The sequence below is a fragment of the Erwinia sp. INIA01 genome (assembly GCF_025947915.1).
Classification (GTDB): Bacteria; Pseudomonadota; Gammaproteobacteria; order Enterobacterales; family Enterobacteriaceae; genus Erwinia; species Erwinia coffeiphila.
In genome coordinates this window covers 588,323-606,798 of record NZ_JAPDNC010000002.1, presented here as the reverse complement: position 1 = coordinate 606,798, position 18,476 = coordinate 588,323, and the positions used below count along the sequence as shown (strand labels likewise).

The following is an 18,476-nucleotide window of genomic DNA, read 5'->3' as shown; positions in this document are numbered from 1 at the left end:
GCCAGCCAGCCAGCCAGCCAGCCAGCCAGCCAGCCAGCCAGCCAGCCAGCCAGCCAGCCAGCCAGCCAGCCAGCCAGCCAGGATAATCATTTATACTGGCTGGCTGTCGTCAACATTTACTCGGTGATTACATAGCCATACAGGTGCTTAATCCCGTTTTCATCGGCCTCGGCATACACGCCCTGTAGCTCCGGCGAGAAGCCCGGCAGCAGGTTAAGCCCCTCTTCCAGCGCCAGGAAGTAGCTCTGCACCGCGCCGCCCCACACTTCGCCTGGCACCACGCACAGCACGCCCGGTGGATAAGGTAGCGCGCCCTCGGCGGCAATACGCCCTTCCGCCTGAGCAATCGGCACCAGCTCAACGTTGCCACGGATAAATTCGATATTGGCATCCTGCGGATTCATCACCACTTTCGGCAGGCTCTGCTGGCGGAACATCGCCTTCTGCAAATCCTTCACCCCGTAGCTGACGTAAAGCTGGTGCATTTCAAGGCACAGACGACGCAGGGTATAACCGGCGTAGCGCTTGACGTTTTTACGGTAGATGGTCGGCAGCACGTCGCTCAGCAGCGCATCTTCCTTCACGTGCTGTTCAAACTGCGCCAGCTTGGCCACCAGGTGCGCCATCTTCTCCACGCTTTCCGCCGGAGTCAGCAGGAACAGGATTGAATTCAGATCGCACTTCTCCGGCACCACGCCGTTTTCCCGCAGATAGTTGGCAAGAATCGTCGCCGGAATGCCGAACGACGCGTACTGGCCGCTGGCGGCGTCAATACCCGGCGTGGTCAGCAGCAGCTTGCAGGGATCGATCAGATACTGATCTTTCTCATAGCCGGCAAAACCGTGCCAGTCTGCCCCCGGCGCAAAGCTGAAATAGCGCGGGTCGCGGGCGATGGTTTCGGTTGGCGCATCCTGCCACGGCTTGCCGTCCACGTCATCCGGGATAAACGGGCGGATCATTTCGCAGCGTGCAAGGAGCGCCTTGCGGGTATCAATCCCCAGCGTAACGCACTCGTGCCACAGGCGGCGGCCCGCCTCGCCCTGATGCATTTTGGCGTTGACGTCCAGCGCGGCAAACAGCGGATAAAACGGGCTGGTTGAGGCATGCAGCATAAAGGCATTGTTCAGCCGCTTGTGGCTGCAAAAACGCTGCTGGCCGCGAATGTGGTTATCTTTTTTGTGGATCTGCGAAGTTTGCGAGAACCCGGCCTGCTGTTTATGCACCGACTGGGTGACGAAGATCCCCGGATCCTCCGGCTTCAGATCGAGCAGCAGCGGCGAACAGGCCTCCATCACCGGAATAAACTGCTCGTAGCCGACCCACGCAGAGTCAAACAGGATGTAGTCGCACAGGTGCCCGATGCTGTCGATCACCTTACGGGCGTTGTAAACCGTGCCGTCGTAGGTGCCCAGCTGGATCACCGCCAGGCGGAACGGACGTTCCTGCTGCGCGCGGTCTGGCGCTACCTGACGGATCTGATTGCGGATATAGGTCTCATCAAAGCAGTGCGCATCAATACCGCCAATAAAGCCGAACGGATTACGCGCCGTTTCCAGATACACCGGCGTGGCCCCGGCCTGGATCAGCGCGCCGTGGTGGTTCGACTTATGGTTATTGCGATCGAACAGCACCAGATCGCCGCGCGTCAGCAGCGCGTTGGTCACCACTTTGTTGGCGCTGGAGGTGCCGTTCAGCACAAAGTAGGTTTTGTCGGCGTTAAACACCTTCGCGGCAAACTTCTGCGCGTGCTTGGCCGAACCTTCGTGGATCAGCAAATCGCCGAGCTTCACGTCGGCATTGCACATATCGGCACGAAAGACGTTTTCACCGAAGAAGTCGAAGAACTGCCGCCCCGCCGGGTGCTTTTTAAAGAACGCGCCGCCCTGATGGCCTGGACAGGCGAAGGTGCTGTTGTCCATCGCCACGTACTTGGTCAGCGTATTAAAGAACGGCGGCAGCAGCCCGGTCTGATACTCCGCGGCAGCGGCTTCCAGGCGGATAGCATCGTCGGCGGCACCGTTCAGAATGCCGGTCACTTCCGGCAGCTCCTGTTCCTGGGCCTGCTCCGGGTAATCCAGCGCGATAAACACCGGCAGGTTAAAGCCGGTGTGGCGCAGCAGCGCCAGCATACCGCTGCGCGAGTCGGCAACGGAGACGACCACGGCCGCCACGTCGGTAAAATCGGTTTTCTCCAGCGTAACGACTTCGCGTCCGGTCTGGAGGTGGATGGCAACGGTAGTACTGGCTGCAATTTTTAATGGTGTCATAACACAAATCCTCAGGCGGCAAGGATGAGTGGGTGCCAGAGGCACACAATAGGAACGCGAGCAGAGCACGGCATTCCCGGCGAAAGGTGTCAGAGAGCTGTCAGCAGAATGGGTATCCGCTTCGACCGCCAGACATCAGTAAAATCAGATCGCACCTGTTTTTACTGATGGCTAAAAGTAAAGCGTATGAAAACCTCACCGCATGGTGAGAGATTTTATCGACAAGGTGTGACAAAGCGGAGATCGGCAGGCGCACGGCATCATCAGATGACGGGTAACAGTGCTGATATGCAGCAGTGAACCTTTCATGGCGGCGACCTCAAAGTAGAATGGATGCGGCTAACGCAAAATTTGCGCAATAATGGCATCTTTTAAAGGCAGGTACAACCCGCTCCGGTCAGTTAATTATGCATAAAAAGTGAGGAAACATTCAGTCATAAATAGCTGGCGCGATCGACAAAAGAGACGAGATTGCCAGGGGAAAAGGCATCGGCTGAAAAATAGCCATGCGCTAAGTAAGGATTGGACGCCCGGTCAGCAGAATAAAAAGCGCCCTTCCCCGCTGGGCATTTAATGTCCTTAAAGGTGATATTTTGCCACCTTTGATGAAAAAGAGTGCAATCAGTCTGATTTCCAACATAAAGCCATTGACGCCACAGGCCGGTTACGGTTTAATGCGCCCCGTTGCCCGAATAGCTCAGTCGGTAGAGCAGGGGATTGAAAATCCCCGTGTCCCTGGTTCGATTCCGGGTTCGGGCACCACATTTAAAGAACCCGCCTAACGGCGGGTTTTTGCTTTTTGGGGTTTGGTGGATTTGGGCTGTAATGAACGTCAATTTCATCATTCTGCTTTGCGCTGTGCCTTAAGACTTAATCTGCTCCCTAATCATCAAACCCTAAAAAACGCCTCCAGCTCCCGCGCAATCCTCGGCCCCGTCTCTTCAGGCAGATAGTGCCCTGCCCCCTCAACAACCACACCTGTGACATCGTTACCCAGCGGCTTCAGCGCTTCCAGCATGGTGGCACCCACGCTGCGCTCTGCGCCAAATACCCTGACCGGCATCGCCAGTTGAGTTTCAGCGCGCTGACGATTGGCCGCCAGCCCTTCGGCACCATAGGCCGCGCGGTAGTAGCAGCCTGCGGCGCGCAGAATTCCCGGCACCGCCATCTGACGGGCGTAAAAGGCGATATCTTCTGCGGCGATGGCCGACGTATTTTGCGATTTGGCGCGGAAAAACCACGTCAGGAACGCTTCTTCCCTGCCGGATATCAGTATCTCGGGCAGATCGTGCAGGCGGTTAAAGGCGAAGTGCCAGTTCCGCAGGGCAATCTCCTCGGAGGGAAGATCGCTGCGCGGCACCGACAGGCCCGGGATCAGCGCATCGAGCAGTGCGATTTTACGAATGTCCTGCGGCCAGTCGGCAGCATACGCGTAGCCGATCCACGCGCCAACATCGTGACCGGCAACGTCGATTGGCCCCCGTTCGGTCAGCTTCATCGCGGTCACGAAACCGTGGATATCCGCCGCCGTCGTGGTCAGATCGTAACCGTCCAGCGGCGCATCGCTGTCCCCCATGCCGCGCGGGTCCAGCGCAATTACTCGCCGCCCGGCCTTTACCAGATCGTCCATCACGTAGCGCCACGTATACCAGCTCTGCGGCCATCCCGGGATCAGCAGTATCGGCTCACCTTCACCGCCCTCAACATAGTGCATTTTGATTTCGCCAACGCGGATATGGCCGTGGCGGAACGTCTGCCAGAAGTTGCTGCGGTTGAAAAATTCCTGGCCAACGTGGCGGGGTTTGTCCTGTTCCTGCATGTTTTCCTCCAAATGGAAATGTTCATTTCCTAATTAGGTCAAAATAAACCCCGATGCGGTCATCGGGGTTTAACGAATTGGGCTAGTGCTGGAGCAGCGAAATCGCCTTATCGGCAATCGCCTGCATTCTCTCACGCGAACTGCCGGATTTACCCAGCACGCGCATTCCCTGGGTCATGGCAATCAGTAGATCGGCGCAGCTGGCGATATCATCCTGTTTTGGCAGCGAGCCGTCGCGTTCCGCCTCCTGCAATAGCGCCGTAAACTGGGCCCGGCGGCTGGCTTCCTGGCGGGCCAGCCGTGCGGCAATGACCTCATCGCTTGCCGACAGCTCCATGGCCGTTTCCACCACCAGGCAGCCGACCTCACCGGAATTTCCACTGCTGATATCGGCATAATGCCCAAGCAGCGCCTCAAGCTTTGCCAGGCCATTAGGCGCAACGCTGAGTAACTGTCCGACCGCCGCCGAGCGCAGCTCGATGTAGCGTTCCAGGGCGGCGATCAGCAGCCCGTGCTTGTCGCCCCAGGCTTTATAAATACTGCCCGTGGTCAGCCCCAGCGCCGCGTTCAGGTCGCTGATTGAGCTGCCATGATAGCCATGGACGCTGAAATGATGGATGGCACTCTCCAGCGCGAGGTCGGTGTTGAACTCGCGCGGACGGCCAGCAGTGAGGGTTCGGGATTTTTTTTGCATAGCGCATCATAGGAAACAATCATTCCCTAATAAAGGATAAATTTCCATAGCTACATTGCTAAAGCGTGGAAGACTGCAAGATATACTCTGGAGCAGACGCACCGATCGGACTGGTGATGTCCGATTATCTCCGACGGGCTAAAGATTAACTCACAATATCATTGAGTTTCAGACCGCCCGATACACCGGCACCCGCCGCAGCGTACCGGTCAGGCTGTCAAAGATCTCGGTTTCCGCCGTCGCAATTCTCATTCCGCTCTTTCTCAGCCGCTGGATATCCGCCGCCATCCGCTGAATGCCGAACCAGAACATGCCATCAAGCACCGTCACCTGTAGCCCGCTTTCCAGCGCGGTTCTCAGACGATCGCGCGGTGCTTTGGTGTCTTTGGCTATCTGCTGAAAGGGTGCCGCCGAATTACCTGTGGCATCTTCTCGCCGGATGCGGGTTGATAAACGGTACTGAAATGCGTCAGGGATCGCGCTCAGATCGGTTTTGAGACTGTAAACACAGCCGAATCGTTTACCGTTGAAAATGACGTTTTTCTGCCGGACGGGAAGCGTTTCGCGCACGCTGGCGATCAGCTGCGGTGCACGAATCAGCAGCAGCCGGAACGGCAGTTCGAAGCTGGTAACGTAGTCCACGTTTTGCAGGGCCAGCCGCAGTCGTTCCTCAACCCCGGCGTGTACCTCACGGCATTGTTCAGTGACTTCAGCCCACTGCCGGGTAAGATGTTGCGGCTCGTTAAGCTCGGTAAAGCTGTATTTTTCAATCTGATAATCTATTCTTCCGGCCACTCTGAATTCCCTTTTGGCTACGTTTCAGCATCGGTTGTTCACTTTACCAACACCGGGATACAAGCGGAAGCCTGGCGGGCGGGCAAACCCGCAGCAAATGGGGTTTGGACCATGAAAAACGTTAATTTTTTTCGTTATAACGCCTGTATATTTCTTTTACAGAATGGATATTTCACCCCTCCGCCATGCAGGAATAAACCACAGGTTATGCCTGAAATCCGCGGATCAACGTCTGAAATTTAAGGTTTTTGCTGATAGAGCATGCGCAGTGAACTAAACAGCCTGCTTCGCTAGCATAAAATCACTTTTACGCCATAAATTGTTTTTACACTGAACGGAACGTTAAAAAATTTGTAGAATCCTCTTGGAAGCGGCAAGAAGAGCTGCGGATTTTTTAGGGGATAAGGAATGCTTGAACTGTTTGACGTTAGTTATGAAGAGTTGAAAACCACTCGCTCTGAAGAGCTGTATAAACTGAGGAAAACAACCTTCAGCGATCGCCTCGGGTGGGACGTTGTGTGCAGCCAGGGAATGGAGTCAGACGAGTTTGACGAACCGGGAACCCGCTATATCCTCGGCGTTTATCAAGGTCAGCTGGTGTGCAGCGTACGCTTTATTGCCCTCAAACGCCCGAATATGATTACGCACACCTTTAATGCCAGCTTTAATACTGTCGCGCTCCCTGAGTACGGTACAGAATCCAGCCGATTTTTTGTCGATAAGGCCCGTGCACGCCAGCTGCTGGGGGAACACTACCCGGTGAGCCAGGCGCTGTTTTTGGCGATGGTTAATTGGGCACAGCGTCATGATTATGCCAGGATTTACACCATCGTAAGCCGCCCGATGCTGACGGTTCTGCGGCGTTCAGGATGGAATATCACCGTGCTTAAAGAAGCTTATCTCAGCGAAAAGGAGCGAATTTATCTGCTGACGCTGCCCGCAGAAGACAAGGACAGAGCAATGTTGTCGAAAAAGTTTCTTAGCCGCGCGGCCTGCGAGGAACAATCTCTGGCTATCTGGCCGCTGAAGCTGCCGGTCTGATCAGATCCAATTCAACGCCCAGCCGGATAGCCTGCCGGGCGTTACTGACCCCAAGCTTGGCCACCACATTTTTGATATGAAACTTTACCGTACTGACCGAAATGCCGGTGATAGCGGCGATTTCTGCATACGTTTTTCCCATACTGGACCAGTAAAGCACTTCGTTCTCCCGCAGCGTAAACATCGCCCGATCTGCCCCCTCACGCTTTACCTGAGTCCTCTCAGCATTTAAGCCCGCCAGACGGTACATCTGCTCATTAAAATCAATCAGCAGCATCTGTAGCTCGCCCTGTCCGGTGGACAGCCGCTGCTCCAGCGCGCCCTGATCGTTACCGTCAATGATCAGCGACAGCAGTGCAAGGTTATTCATATGGTCGTGCAGAACGAAAGTGAAGCCGTTAAGAATGTTGTACTGCTTCGAAAGCGAGAAGATTTTAGTAAACCGAAGGTCCGACATCAGCGTGATGTTTTCGTCCCAGGCAAAAGGTGAGGTTCGTTTAAAGGCATTAAGGATTACCGGATCGGTGAGCTGGAAATTATTGGAGCGATAGAGACTCACCCACTCATCGGGATAACTGGAAATAATTAGAACATCTGAAGGATTCTTCTTACTGACAACGGTGAATGCATACGCAGGATTGCCATAAGGGAAAAGTTTTCTCTGTATGTATGCCTGAAGAGTATCCGTTACTGTTTGGTTTTCATCGAAGAAAGAAAACATTCAAGCTCCATGTGAATTCTGACACAACGTTAGAGCAGCACCTGCACTTTAGTATAGGCATCACAATACTTAAGAACCAATTACAAATAAACCCCTAAAGGTTACACTCATCCCCGTTGTTAAAGCATTAAAAAACCTGACCTATTGGGTCAGGTCGCTAAAACAGCCAACACCAGGAAAAAATTCCGGTCAGACGAGACATCAGTATAAAGTCATCGCTGGCCGGGAATCCCATGCTATCACCGCTTAAAAGCCCAATCAAACCACCATCTGATTGCCCGTCATCTTCAATACCTCATGCGAGTAACAGGCCGGTAATGGCTGCGCCCACTCGATGTTTACAGGAGCATCAGCGGACAAAAATGGATAAATTTTGATCGCATTAATTTCGCAAAAAACAACGGCGTCACCTTCTTTTCCCCATCATTCGCTAATCCAATAATCAGATATTTTAAGCCTATTTCCGCATTTGCCTGCATCCCTGCCCTTCTGTTAGCTTTAATTACAGCACCTCGTTTTATGTATCTTATTCAGGAGTTTGAATATTCAGCATCTGAAAAATAAATCAATCAAACTCAGGCGATGTTAAATAACCATCCGAATTTCACTCCCATTGATGGGATGTTTTACTTTAGTAAAAATAACAAATAACACTACCCGGGGTTTTCATGAAAGCATTATCAAAAGCCATATTTATTGCCGCCGTCGGAATAAGCGCATTCGGTGCCTCAGCCGCCAGCGACAATAGCGTTATCCGCTATGCCATCTGGAGTAATCCGAACGGAACCTTTAACCCGACGCTTTATTTCACCGATTACGATCGCGCGGTCATTTTTAACGTCTTTGGCCGCCTGTTTACCCTGGATAAAAATCAAAATCCACAGCCGTCACTGGCCGAGCGCTATGATTATTCTGACGACGGAAAAACGCTGACGCTGCACCTGCGTCAGGGCGTGAAATGGCACGACGGCAAACCGTTTACCGCCGAGGATGTCGCCTTTACCTATGGCTCAGAGGCGGCACCAGACTTCCCACGCGACCAGCCTGACTTCGTTAAGCACCTGGTCGGCTATGAGGATTACCATAGCGGTAAAAGTGCCGATCTCTCCGGAATAAAGGTCATTGATCCGCAAACGGTCAGCTTCTCCTTCACCGCGCCGTACGCCGCGGCCTTTGCCCACTTCGCCGATCGCCCGGTGCTGGCAAAGCACATCTGGAATGCTATTCCGGTAAAAGAGTGGAATACCGCCACATCGCTGCTGCGTAATCCGGTCGGCACAGGGCCGTATAAATTCGTTGAATTCGTCTCCGATCAGTACGTCAAACTTGAGCGTAACGAGGCGTACTTTGGCGGTGCACCAAAGATTAAAACCTTTATTTTTAAAGTCTCCAATGCCCAGACGGTACAGAACGAATTAATTAACGGCGATGTCGATATTGCCGAGCTGTCATCATGGAACAAACGTGATGTAGAAACTTATCAGAAAGCAGGCATCCGTATTGTTGAACAGCCTGGCGTCACCGCACAATATTTAAGTCTGGATACGCGAAACCCTAATCTCAGCGACCCGCGCGTGCGCCAGGCGCTGGCTTACGGCATCGATCGCCAGCTGATTGTGGATAAATTACTTTTCGGTCACGGGCTGGTATTTAATACCAAAGATCACCCGCAGAGCCAGTATTACCCGAAGGACCTCAACACCTATTCTTACGATCCGAAAAAGGCACAGGAATTATTAAAAGAAGCAGGCTGGAGCGATACTAACGGTGATGGCATCGTGGATAAAAATGGCCAGAATCTGACCTTCACCCTGAATTATCCGACCGGTAACCGCACCCGCGAATTAACCGCGCCAATTATCCAGCAGAACCTGAAAAAGATCGGCATTAACGTGGTGCTGAACGTAGCGGACTTCAATGCCACGCTGGCCATCCTGCAGGATAAAAACAAAGTTTACGACGGCGTGCTGATGGGCGGCACCTTCAGGCCGGGGCTGTATGAAAACAACTTCTGGTGGGAACGTTTCTCCACGCCGAAGCTGGATGCCCTCGCAGAGCAGTTTAATACCACCGTGGATGCCGAAAAGCTGAAAACCAGCATCGGTGACTGGCTGAAAGAGGTCAATCAGCAGGTGCCGCACGTGTGGCTTTATATCCCGAATCAGGGTTACGCGCTCAGCAAGCGGGTCAGCCACTACAGCGCCTATCCCTACGAGCCGTTTGCCGACGTCACGCAGTGGACGGTTAATCAGTAATAACGCCCGCCGCAGCCGTGGCACCCCGTGCCACGGCATCATCGTTAATCAGGAATCGCTATGCTGCGCTACGTATTACACCGACTGTTGATCCTTATTCCCGTGCTGATCGGAATTTCGGTGGTGGTGTTCTTCCTTATTAAGCTTCAGCCAGGCGATCCGTTCGTCGGTATGATCGCGCCGGAAACTACTCCGGAACAGAAGCAGGAGCTGCTGCGTCAGGCCGGCTATCTCGATCCGATCTGGATTCAGTACCTACGCTGGGCATCGCACGCCTTTGTGGGTGATTTTGGTTACTCAACGCAGAGCGGTGCGCCGGTCCTGATGCTGATTCAGGAACGGATAGTGAATACGGTGTTACTGGCGGTCAGTTCGTTATTTTTAACCCTGCTGATTGCTTTTCCACTGGGTATTTACCTTGGACTACACCGTGGTGGAAAGGTGGATACGGCCATTTCACTGATCTACTTTGTTGTTGTGTCCGTTCCGGTGTTTTTTATCGCCATTCTGCTGGTTAAGGTTTTTGCCATGAATCTGAAGTGGTTCCCGGTATCGGGGGCCACCACGCTGGGCAGCAACTACAGCGGCGTAAAGCATCTGCTGGACGTGCTCAGCCATTTGTTCCTGCCTGCAATGGCGCTGGCCGTTGCCAATATCGGGATATTCAGCCGCTATCTGCGTTCGGGCATCAGTGAGTTAATCAATCAAAACTTTGTGAAGGCGCTGTTTGCACGTGGGGTAAGCCGCTCGCGGGTGATTTTCCCCCATCTGGTTAAAAACGCCGCCAGGCCGCTGATTACCGTAGTCGGCATGGAAATCCCTTCGCTGCTGTCGGCCACACTGCTGACGGAAATCATCTTTAACTGGCCCGGTATCGGCCGCCTGAGTTTTGATGCGATCCAGGCACGCGACTACTCGCTGTTGATGGGCATCGTGCTGTTTCTGGCGGTGATTACTCTGGTGACCAATTTCCTGGTCGATATTCTCTATGCGCTGGTCGATCCGCGCATCAGGCTCAGCCAATGACGACACCCGATACCCTCAACCTTACCGCTGGTCGCGCAGGCCATCCCCTGCTGCGCGATCGTTATTTCCTCACCGGACTGGTGATTTTGCTGCTGCTGACTCTGGCTTCGCTCAGTGCGCCGTGGCTGGTCGCCTTCCACCCGGACGATATCGACCTGATGGCAATCGAAGCACCACCGGGAGACGGGCACCTGCTTGGCACCGATGAAATCGGCCGTGATGTGCTGTCCCGCCTGCTTTACGGCGGCAGAGTATCGCTATTTGTGGCGCTGGCGGCGGTCATTTTTCAGGGTGCAATCGGCATTACCCTGGGCAGTCTGGCCGGATATAAAGGCGGCGTGGTGGATACGCTGATCATGCGCCTGATCGATATCATTATGTGTTTCCCGTTTTACGCTCTGGCCATCACCCTCGCGGCGATTATGGGTGCCAGCTCGTGGAACGTGATTTTTATTATCGGCATCCTGCACTGGACCGGCATTGCCCGCCTGGTACGTGCAGAATTCCTCTCGCTGCGCGAAAGCGGCTACGTCTTTGCGGCGAAATCGATCGGCGTCAGCGGCGTCACGGTTGTATTCCGCCATCTGCTGCGTAACGCCTGTGCCCCACTGATTATCAACCTCACCCTCGCCGTGGCGAATGCGATTCTGGCGGAAGCCGCGCTGAGCTTTATCGGCCTCGGCGTTAAGCAGCCGCAGCCCTCCTGGGGAAATATGCTGGCGGCAGCGCAGAGCATTCGGGTTATCGACTACGAATGGTGGCTGTGGGTGCCGCCCGGCCTGACGATTGTGTTGATGGTACTGGCGATCAACTTCATCGGCGAAGGGCTTTCCCGCGTACTGAATCCACGACCGGCGGTGCCGGTAAAAGACATCTTAAATTAAACCAATTCCCCAAACAGGAGTGTGTAATGGCGACTGAAAACTATCACCATCTGAGCCAGGACGAACTGGCGCTGAGCGAGAAACTGGAACACTGGTTCGATCAACATCGTGCGGAGTTCGTGCAGGATCTGCTGGAGCTGGTCGCCTTTCCCAGCATCGGGGATGAGAAGCTCGCCGCACCGGGTAAACCCTTTGGACAGGAAGTAGAAAACGTCTTCCAGCACGTTATCCGCAAAGCGCAGAGCTACGGCTTCACCACTGAACAACACGACGGCTACGCCATTTCGGTACTGGCCGATACGCGGGATAGCGTGCCGGAGCTGGGGCTGATTTCCCATCTCGACGTAGTGCCGCCGGGGGATAACTGGACCTTCGAGCCGTTTAAACCGTTTGAGAAAGACGGTTTTGTCATTGGCCGTGGATCGTCAGACAACAAAGGCCCGGCGCTGCTGGATCTCTATCTGCTGCGCGCCTTCCGCGATCTCGGCGTGCCGCTGCATCACAAGCTGCGCATCGTTTACGGCGGAGCGGAAGAGATCGGCATGGCCGACATTAAATACTTCGCCGAGCACGGACCGGTTCCGCGTTTTTCGATCATTACCGACGGCGCGTTCCCGGTGAACCACGCGCAGAAAGGCGGGCTGAATCTGGTGCTGCATATTCCGGTAGGATCGGTGCTTACAGGCGTAAACGCGGGCGTGGCGGAGAATGCCGTTCCCGCTACGGCAACGCTGACGCTGCCCGCCAGCGAGGCGGCGCGGCTGGAGCAGGCGATTGCCTCCCTGCCGGAGGAGCAGCGTCAGGTACTGGCGATTGCTGCCGTTGAGCAGAACGTCCAGCTTACGGCGCGCGGCCAGTCCGGCCACGCCGCGTTCCCGGAAAATACCCGCAACGCAATCCCGCTGCTGCTGGATGCGCTGCTTGCCGCGAACCTGCTGGAGGGGGACGATCTGACAGCTGCACGAATTATCAGCCAGCTGCTGGCCGATCCCTGGGGCATCAGCGCCGGTTTTGCGGCCGAAGATGCGCCAACCGGTAAGCTTACGCTCAACGGCGGCCTGCTTACCCCACATCACAACGGTCTGAATCTGCATCTGGATATCCGCTATCCGCTGGCGACCGACAAAGACGCACTGCTGGCAACCCTGCGTAAGGCCATTGCCCCGCTGAACGGCACCCTGAGTATCACCAGCGATGCGTCGCCGATCCACGTCGATAAAGAGAGCGAGCTGGTGAAGCGCCTGCAGCAAACCTACGACACCATCGCCGAGGTGATTACCGAGCCTTACTCCATGGGCGGCGGCACCCACGCGCGCTACCTGCCGAACTCGATCACCTTTGGGCCGGGCTTCCGCCGCATTGAAGGCGAACTGTTCCAGGGCGAGTCGGTGCGTACCAAACCGGCGTTTATTCCGGCCGGTCACGGTTCTCCCCACGGCCCGGATGAGTTCGTGGTGATTGAAAACCTCAAGCGCGCGTTTAAGGTGTACGCGGTAGCGATACCCCGCCTGGACAGCTGGCTGGAGCAGGGACTGATTGATGGCGTCCACTAACTCCGTACCGCTGTTAGCCGTTAATCAGCTGTCGGTCATTTATCCGGGCCATCAGGGTGAGGTGAAGGCGGTGGACGGCGTATCGTTTACCCTGGCCGCCGGTGAGATTCTGGCGGTAATCGGTGAATCCGGCGCGGGTAAATCCGCCATTGCGCAGGCCATCCCAGGCCTGCTGCCGGGGAATGCGCGCCTGGCAGGACAGATCCTTTACCAGAATCGCGACCTGCTGAATCTGGACCGCCGCTCGCTGGCGGCGCTGCGCGGCCGGGAAATTGCCATGATTTTCCAGGACCCTTCCGCATCGCTGGACCCGGTTTTCTCCATCGGCCGACAGATGGATGAAGCGATTGCACTGTATGAACCACAGCTTTCCGCCGCGCAGCGCCGCTCCCGGGCGGTTGAGCTGCTGACGCTGACCGGTATCCCCCAGGCGGAAAAACGCCTGCGCAGCTACCCGCATCAGTTCTCCGGCGGCCAGATACAGCGCATCATGATTGCCGTTGCGCTGGCCGGAAGGCCGAAAATCCTGATTGCCGATGAGCCAACTACCGCGCTGGATGTCACCACCCAGCAGGAGATCCTCGATCTGCTGTTTCGCCTGAACCAGCAGTATCAGATGGCGGTGCTGCTGATCACCCATGATATGGGCGTGGTGGCGGATATCGCCCACCGCGTGCTGGTTATGCGCCATGGTAGAGTCGTGGAACAGAAAGCGGTTGAGCCACTGTTCTCCGCGCCCGCTCATGCCTATACCCAACAGCTGCTTGCCGCCGTGCCTTCTGCGACGGGAGAACATCACGCAGCCACATCGCCACCCGAGCCGCTGTTGCAGGTTGAGCATTTGCACATTAGCTACGCGTCCACGCTGGGCAGACGGCATCCGGTGGTTAACGATGTCTCTTTTGCTATCGGCAAGGGGGAGTTTCTTGGCCTGCTGGGTGAATCCGGGTCGGGGAAAACGACCATCGGGCGCAGCCTGCTGGGCATGATCAAACCGGACGGCGGCACCATCTGCCTGGCGGGAGAGCCGCTTTACGATGCAAAGCACCGCACCACAAAGGCCAGCCGGGCCAAAATTGGGGCGATCTTCCAGAACCCCGCAAGCTCTCTCAATCCGAAGATGAGCATCAGCCAGTCGATTGCCGAGCCGCTGATAACCCACACCTCGCTGGATCGCGCCGCGCTCGATAAACGGGTCAGCACGCTGATCGACCTGGTCGGTTTGCCTGCCGCCTGGCGGGACAGATATCCGTATGAGCTTTCCGGCGGCCAGTGCCAGCGTATTGCGATTGCGCGAGCCATTGCGCTTCGGCCACAGTTGCTGATTGCCGATGAACCCACTTCGGCGCTGGATGTTTCTATTCAGCAGTCGATTCTGGCCCTGCTGCGCAATCTGCAGCAGGAATATCAGTTTGGCTGTCTGTTTATCAGCCATGACCTGGCGGTGGTACGCAGCCTGTGCCGGTCAATTGTGGTACTGAAAAACGGCCAGGTGGCCGAACGGGGCAGCGTGGAACGCATCTTCACGCGGCCGGAGAGTGACTACACGCGTACGCTAATCGACAGTATCCCTCTGGCCGATCCGCGCTATCAGCAGGATAAGCGACGGCTGCGTGCGGAATGTCAGGAACCGCCGGTAACCGCATTACAGGTGGGTTTTGTCTGACTCGACAAATTTATTCAGGCCATTATGAATGCTCATAACGGCCTGTTTATGCTGGCAACGCTGATGCTGAAGTGACGATGATTACTTGAAGGTGACGTCAACATTCGCCGTTGCGCTGAAGATCCCTGGCGTCGGGTTATCCGTCAGCCACTTCAGGTTAGCGAGAAAGGTCTCTGTCACTTCCGTCTGTTTTTCCTGTAGTTCCTGGCCGAAATCAACCGTGGTCTGCATCGGAATCGGCGTTCTGGACATGTCGTTCTGCTTTGTCAGGAAAATCGCCACGCCGGGCCGGGTAGCCGGCAATATATAGGTGTCGTTGGCCGGGTCTGTAACCGTGCTGCTGAAACTGGCCTGTAGAGATTGCCCGGCACAGTCTCCGCCGGTCAGGGTGGCTTTAATGTTAAAAGGCACCTGTTTCGCCACTATGCCAGGTTTCGCACCGGAAGAGTTCAGCAAACCAAAATCGACGCTGGAACCGCTGTTCGCCTTCACGGTAATCTGCGGGCTGCACTGCACCACCCGAATTTTATCCAGCCCTTTAAGCCGGGCGTTAAAAGCCTGGCCCTGAACGGGATTTAATCCGCTATCGCCGTCAATCTGGAATAATGACGCCTGCGGCAACGGTGCAAAATGACCTGCCGGAGGGCGAGTACCGGTCGCCTTAAGGTATACCGAGTAACTGATGGTTATCGCCTGAGGTGCAGCCGTACTGCTCTCGTTCGCCACCGTTCCCCATCCGAGATTCGGCCCGGTTGGCCGCTCCGCGCTTTGCTGATGATTAATCGCATCGTAATCAATCCCATTAATCGAAACGCCTACGGCAAGCGAAGGGTCCAGGGCGCTAAAACCGTTTTTCGGATTCCAGTAAATCCAGGCGTGCTCGCCCTGAGCCTGGCCGTTGGTGCCCCAGCAGGTAAAGGTTGTGGTGAAATTTTGCGAGCGCCAGATAACGTTGTTGGCAACAAAATCGCTGGCGGCCAGTACGATCGGTCGCCCGATGTCGATATCCTGGCTTACGCCGCCGTTCGGCATGCTGCTGCCCGTCGCGTTGCCGTAGCGGCACTGCATCGCCGAAGCCTGCTGCATCGTCAACAACCCTGCCAGCCCCAGCAGGGTCAGAAAGGCATTACGCCTGAATCTGCTCATGTTTTGCACTTTAACGTCCCTGGCATTCTAACGAGATATTCTGATAACCCCTGGTCACCTGCTGATTACCGATACTCTCAGGTATCGGTAATACACACTGCCTGTCGGCCGTTGCGCCCCATCTGACGGTCAGTGTCTCGCCGGGCTTCACCCCGGAAACGTAGACATTGCCGTTAAGGCCAACGGTACCGCTGTTGCGTCCTTCAGCATTAAATACACTGGCACCTATCGCGGGATAGTCACCGTTAGCCAGCCGCGAGTGAATTAACAGGCTGACCCCTTTAAACGTATCAAAAGCCACTTTCACAATCGCTTTCTCCACGGGAACAACCTGCTTACTGGCCACCGGCACATCCAGCCCCGGCCCGAAGTCGCTGGTGCGGAGGGCGACATAGTTGAGGCGATACGGGTTAGCGGAAGGCACCACCGCGTAGCCGAAGCTATCAATCGCCACGCCGGGCTGGTTTTCCAGCCGCACGCCTTTGGCATCTTTCGCTTCGATCAGCATAAAGGTGTTTTGCAGCGGCTGAGTCAGGGTTGCGCCGCCGGAATGCAGCAGCAAACCACCGGCAACACCCACCCCCATCTGCTGGTATCTGCGGCTGTAAGAGTAGCTACCGTCGACGTTAGCCACGCTGCTGCTGTAGCCCAGATTCAGGTTGCTGTTCTGATCCGAAGAGCGCTTATGACCGGTGGATGCCGCGTAATTCATACGATGATCGTCGAGCAGCGTGCCGCTTATGCCCGTGTTATAGCTGTTACCGCTTTGCTTGCTGTGCGTCATGCTGACGTTAGCGGTCGTTGAATTACTGTCATTGCCCCAGCCCAGCGGAATAGAAACGATGAAATTGATACTGTGGTCAGAGTAACCGTACTGGCTATGCGTATCCTGCCAGTAAGCACCGTAGGAAATATTTTTATAAACGTCGTTGTACCCCACCTGGATCGTACGATCGCTGCCTGAGTCACCCCAGTAATTTTGATGGCTCACGTTTGCATAGAGGCTGGCACCGGTCCACAGCTGCTGATTCAGAGAGAGCTCAACCCGCTGGCGTTTATTACCATAGCGCGAGGTGTATCGCGTTCGTTTCTTACTTTCCTGGTGAGAAGCTTCACCCGGCTTCACGTCGCTGGGGTCCCAGTAGTCATCGGCATAAATACCATTTTTCCAGTTGCTGCGTTCCCTCACGGCATCGCTGAGATCGTAATAACCCGAGGTAGCATAGCGATAGCCCGCCAGCTGGAAGGTCGTACCCACCTGGTTCAGCGACTTGGAGTAAAGGAAACGGAAACTCTGCCCCTGCTTGCTGTCGCCGTTGGCCAGATCGGTATCGGAGATCGAACCGTCGACCGAAACCGCGCCCAGCTCTCCCAGGTTTTTCCCAACGCCGACGGCAGCGGAACGATAGTGCTCGGCAAGAATCACCCCGCCATAGGGAGTCAGGTTGTACTTCGTCCCCAGAGCAACGGTCCCCTGAAGCAGTTCGGGCTGATAGCCGCCGTTGCCGCTATGATATTTCCCGGCGGTGAACTGGAAGTTCCAGATCCCTTCGCGCAGCATATTCGCCACCGACGAATAGGCTACCGTAAAGTTTTTATGCGTACCGTCGGCTTCATTAACCGTTACGCTCAGGTCACCGTTATTGCTGTAGGGGAAAATATCGTTGAACTCAAACGGCCCCGGAGCAACGTTAGCGCTATAGATGATGTAGCCATTCTGGCGTATTTCGACGCGGGCATTCGTCGCCGCCACACCGCGCACCACCGGCGCATAGCCGCGCAGACTGTCCGGAAGCATTTCGTCAACACTAGACAGCTGGACGCCACGAAACTGGAAGCTGTTAAATACGCTGTTGCTGGTACTTACCTGCCCCACAGCTACACGGCTGCGCCACGGCACAATATCGGTTTCAGCCCAGGTGGCAATACTGTTCCAGTTCCCGCTGCTGCCGCTTTGCTTATCAAACGTCGAGTTATTACGCAGGCGCAGGGGACCCACGTTCAGGCCGCTGTCTAATCCCGCAAACGTATATTCAGTGTCGTCAGTATCTTTGTGCCGGTAATTGTTTTTACTGTAGTTAACGGTGTAGTTGGCAAAGAGGGCATTAATGCCTTCATCATACAGACTTACCGGAACCGCACCGCGCGCGCGCTGTTCCATCATGTTCTGCGGCACCGAAATGTCGATCTGCTGAATCGCGGCATCATAGGTTACGCTGGCTCCGGGAATAACCGCAGGTAAATCCACGCAGCGGTCTTCAGGAAGCGTTTTCGGCAGTTTAATCGCATAGCTCAACAGATCCCCGGCCTTCAGACAGGGCAGTGATGCTGCCTTTTCACCCACGTGGTGGAAAGTGATGCGCTTATGATCGACCTGGCTCAGGTTGAGATAAATATCAAAAGGATAGGTCCCAGGTGGCATGGAGTCACCCTGAGCGACAGCTCTGGCGCTACTGCGGTTTTCGCTACCGTGAACAAATGACATATTAAAAGTATCTGCCGTAGCAATCTTGCTCCACAGCAGCGGTAAGCTGGCAACCGCGATCGCAATATGGATCGACTGCGCCAGCGTGTTTATTCCATTGGTCCCGCTTCGTTGAGATGCCATT

General features: G+C 55.3%; 13 protein-coding genes and 1 tRNA gene. 7 read left to right on the top strand and 7 right to left on the bottom strand.

From position 1 onward, the window contains the following. Positions 1-116: 116 nt before the first annotated feature. Positions 117-2,267: an ornithine decarboxylase gene (locus tag OMR58_RS04625; RefSeq protein ID WP_264545353.1), complete on the bottom strand. Its 2,151-nt coding sequence runs from the start codon at positions 2,265-2,267 to the stop codon at positions 117-119. 686 nt (positions 2,268-2,953) lie between these two features. Between OMR58_RS04625 and OMR58_RS04620 the strand changes: the two genes are divergently transcribed. After that, positions 2,954-3,029, top strand: a tRNA-Phe gene (locus OMR58_RS04620). Between the two features lie 127 nt (positions 3,030-3,156). On the opposite strand, the gene OMR58_RS04615 is transcribed toward OMR58_RS04620, so the two are convergent. From OMR58_RS04615 to OMR58_RS04605, 3 genes are all read right to left on the bottom strand, one after another. After that, a complete protein-coding gene (locus tag OMR58_RS04615) occupies positions 3,157-4,086 on the bottom strand; it encodes an alpha/beta fold hydrolase (RefSeq protein WP_264545352.1) in 930 nt (309 codons plus the stop codon). Positions 4,087-4,168: 82 nt separating this feature from the next. Beyond that, entirely contained in the window at positions 4,169-4,780 is a 612-nt protein-coding gene (locus OMR58_RS04610; protein WP_200560124.1) for a TetR/AcrR family transcriptional regulator, read from the bottom strand. A 168-nt stretch (positions 4,781-4,948) separates the two neighbouring features. Further along, positions 4,949-5,575, bottom strand: a complete 627-nt coding sequence (locus tag OMR58_RS04605) for a helix-turn-helix domain-containing protein (RefSeq protein ID WP_200560125.1) — start codon at positions 5,573-5,575, stop codon at positions 4,949-4,951. Between the two features lie 408 nt (positions 5,576-5,983). Here OMR58_RS04605 and OMR58_RS04600 point away from each other — a divergent pair, with 408 nt between their 5' ends. Further along, entirely contained in the window at positions 5,984-6,616 is a 633-nt protein-coding gene (locus tag OMR58_RS04600; RefSeq protein ID WP_200560126.1) for an acyl-homoserine-lactone synthase, read from the top strand. Here the strand turns inward: OMR58_RS04600 and OMR58_RS04595 are convergent. Next, positions 6,588-7,337 (bottom strand): helix-turn-helix transcriptional regulator, encoded by a 750-nt coding sequence (locus tag OMR58_RS04595; protein ID WP_200560127.1) that lies wholly within the window; start codon positions 7,335-7,337, stop codon positions 6,588-6,590. The genes OMR58_RS04600 and OMR58_RS04595 overlap by 29 nt on opposite strands. 668 nt (positions 7,338-8,005) lie before the next feature. On the opposite strand from OMR58_RS04595, the gene OMR58_RS04590 reads away from it, so the two are divergent. Genes OMR58_RS04590 through OMR58_RS04570 form a run of 5 tightly spaced genes read left to right on the top strand, consistent with a single transcriptional unit; the run spans position 8,006 to position 14,721 of the window. Continuing rightward, on the top strand, positions 8,006-9,592 hold the full coding sequence (locus OMR58_RS04590) for an ABC transporter substrate-binding protein (RefSeq protein ID WP_200560128.1): 1,587 nt from the start codon (positions 8,006-8,008) through the stop codon (positions 9,590-9,592). A gap of 60 nt (positions 9,593-9,652) precedes the next feature. Then, positions 9,653-10,618: an ABC transporter permease gene (locus tag OMR58_RS04585; RefSeq protein ID WP_200560129.1), complete on the top strand. Its 966-nt coding sequence runs from the start codon at positions 9,653-9,655 to the stop codon at positions 10,616-10,618. Further along, on the top strand, positions 10,615-11,502 hold the full coding sequence (locus OMR58_RS04580) for an ABC transporter permease (protein WP_200560130.1): 888 nt from the start codon (positions 10,615-10,617) through the stop codon (positions 11,500-11,502). The genes OMR58_RS04585 and OMR58_RS04580 overlap by 4 nt, the downstream gene beginning before the upstream one ends. Before the next feature lie 26 nt (positions 11,503-11,528). Continuing rightward, the gene (locus OMR58_RS04575; protein ID WP_264545351.1) at positions 11,529-13,055 is read left to right on the top strand and encodes a Sapep family Mn(2+)-dependent dipeptidase; all 1,527 of its coding nucleotides are present in this window, start codon (positions 11,529-11,531) and stop codon (positions 13,053-13,055) included. Continuing rightward, complete coding sequence (locus OMR58_RS04570) at positions 13,042-14,721, top strand: dipeptide ABC transporter ATP-binding protein (RefSeq protein WP_264545350.1); 1,680 nt, start codon at positions 13,042-13,044, stop codon at positions 14,719-14,721. The genes OMR58_RS04575 and OMR58_RS04570 overlap by 14 nt, the downstream gene beginning before the upstream one ends. 81 nt (positions 14,722-14,802) lie before the next feature. On the opposite strand, the gene OMR58_RS04565 is transcribed toward OMR58_RS04570, so the two are convergent. Both OMR58_RS04565 and OMR58_RS04560 read right to left on the bottom strand, forming a co-directional pair. Next, positions 14,803-15,867 (bottom strand): fimbrial protein, encoded by a 1,065-nt coding sequence (locus tag OMR58_RS04565; protein WP_264545349.1) that lies wholly within the window; start codon positions 15,865-15,867, stop codon positions 14,803-14,805. Between the two features lie 10 nt (positions 15,868-15,877). Beyond that, on the bottom strand, positions 15,878-18,475 hold the full coding sequence (locus OMR58_RS04560) for a fimbria/pilus outer membrane usher protein (protein WP_264545348.1): 2,598 nt from the start codon (positions 18,473-18,475) through the stop codon (positions 15,878-15,880). Position 18,476 lies beyond the last annotated feature (1 nt).

Bases quoted from the DNA above. Each gene is read 5' to 3' on its own strand.
- OMR58_RS04625 (WP_264545353.1), bottom strand. From the start codon at position 2,267: ATGACACCATTAAAAATTGCAGCCAGTACTACCGTTGCCATCCACCTC.
- OMR58_RS04615 (WP_264545352.1), bottom strand. From the start codon at position 4,086: ATGCAGGAACAGGACAAACCCCGCCACGTTGGCCAGGAATTTTTCAAC.
- OMR58_RS04610 (WP_200560124.1), bottom strand. From the start codon at position 4,780: ATGCAAAAAAAATCCCGAACCCTCACTGCTGGCCGTCCGCGCGAGTTC.
- OMR58_RS04600 (WP_200560126.1), top strand. From the start codon at position 5,984: ATGCTTGAACTGTTTGACGTTAGTTATGAAGAGTTGAAAACCACTCGC.
- OMR58_RS04595 (WP_200560127.1), bottom strand. From the start codon at position 7,337: ATGTTTTCTTTCTTCGATGAAAACCAAACAGTAACGGATACTCTTCAG.
- OMR58_RS04590 (WP_200560128.1), top strand. From the start codon at position 8,006: ATGAAAGCATTATCAAAAGCCATATTTATTGCCGCCGTCGGAATAAGC.
- OMR58_RS04585 (WP_200560129.1), top strand. From the start codon at position 9,653: ATGCTGCGCTACGTATTACACCGACTGTTGATCCTTATTCCCGTGCTG.
- OMR58_RS04580 (WP_200560130.1), top strand. From the start codon at position 10,615: ATGACGACACCCGATACCCTCAACCTTACCGCTGGTCGCGCAGGCCAT.
- OMR58_RS04575 (WP_264545351.1), top strand. From the start codon at position 11,529: ATGGCGACTGAAAACTATCACCATCTGAGCCAGGACGAACTGGCGCTG.
- OMR58_RS04570 (WP_264545350.1), top strand. From the start codon at position 13,042: ATGGCGTCCACTAACTCCGTACCGCTGTTAGCCGTTAATCAGCTGTCG.
- OMR58_RS04565 (WP_264545349.1), bottom strand. From the start codon at position 15,867: ATGAGCAGATTCAGGCGTAATGCCTTTCTGACCCTGCTGGGGCTGGCA.
- OMR58_RS04560 (WP_264545348.1), bottom strand. From the start codon at position 18,475: ATGGCATCTCAACGAAGCGGGACCAATGGAATAAACACGCTGGCGCAG.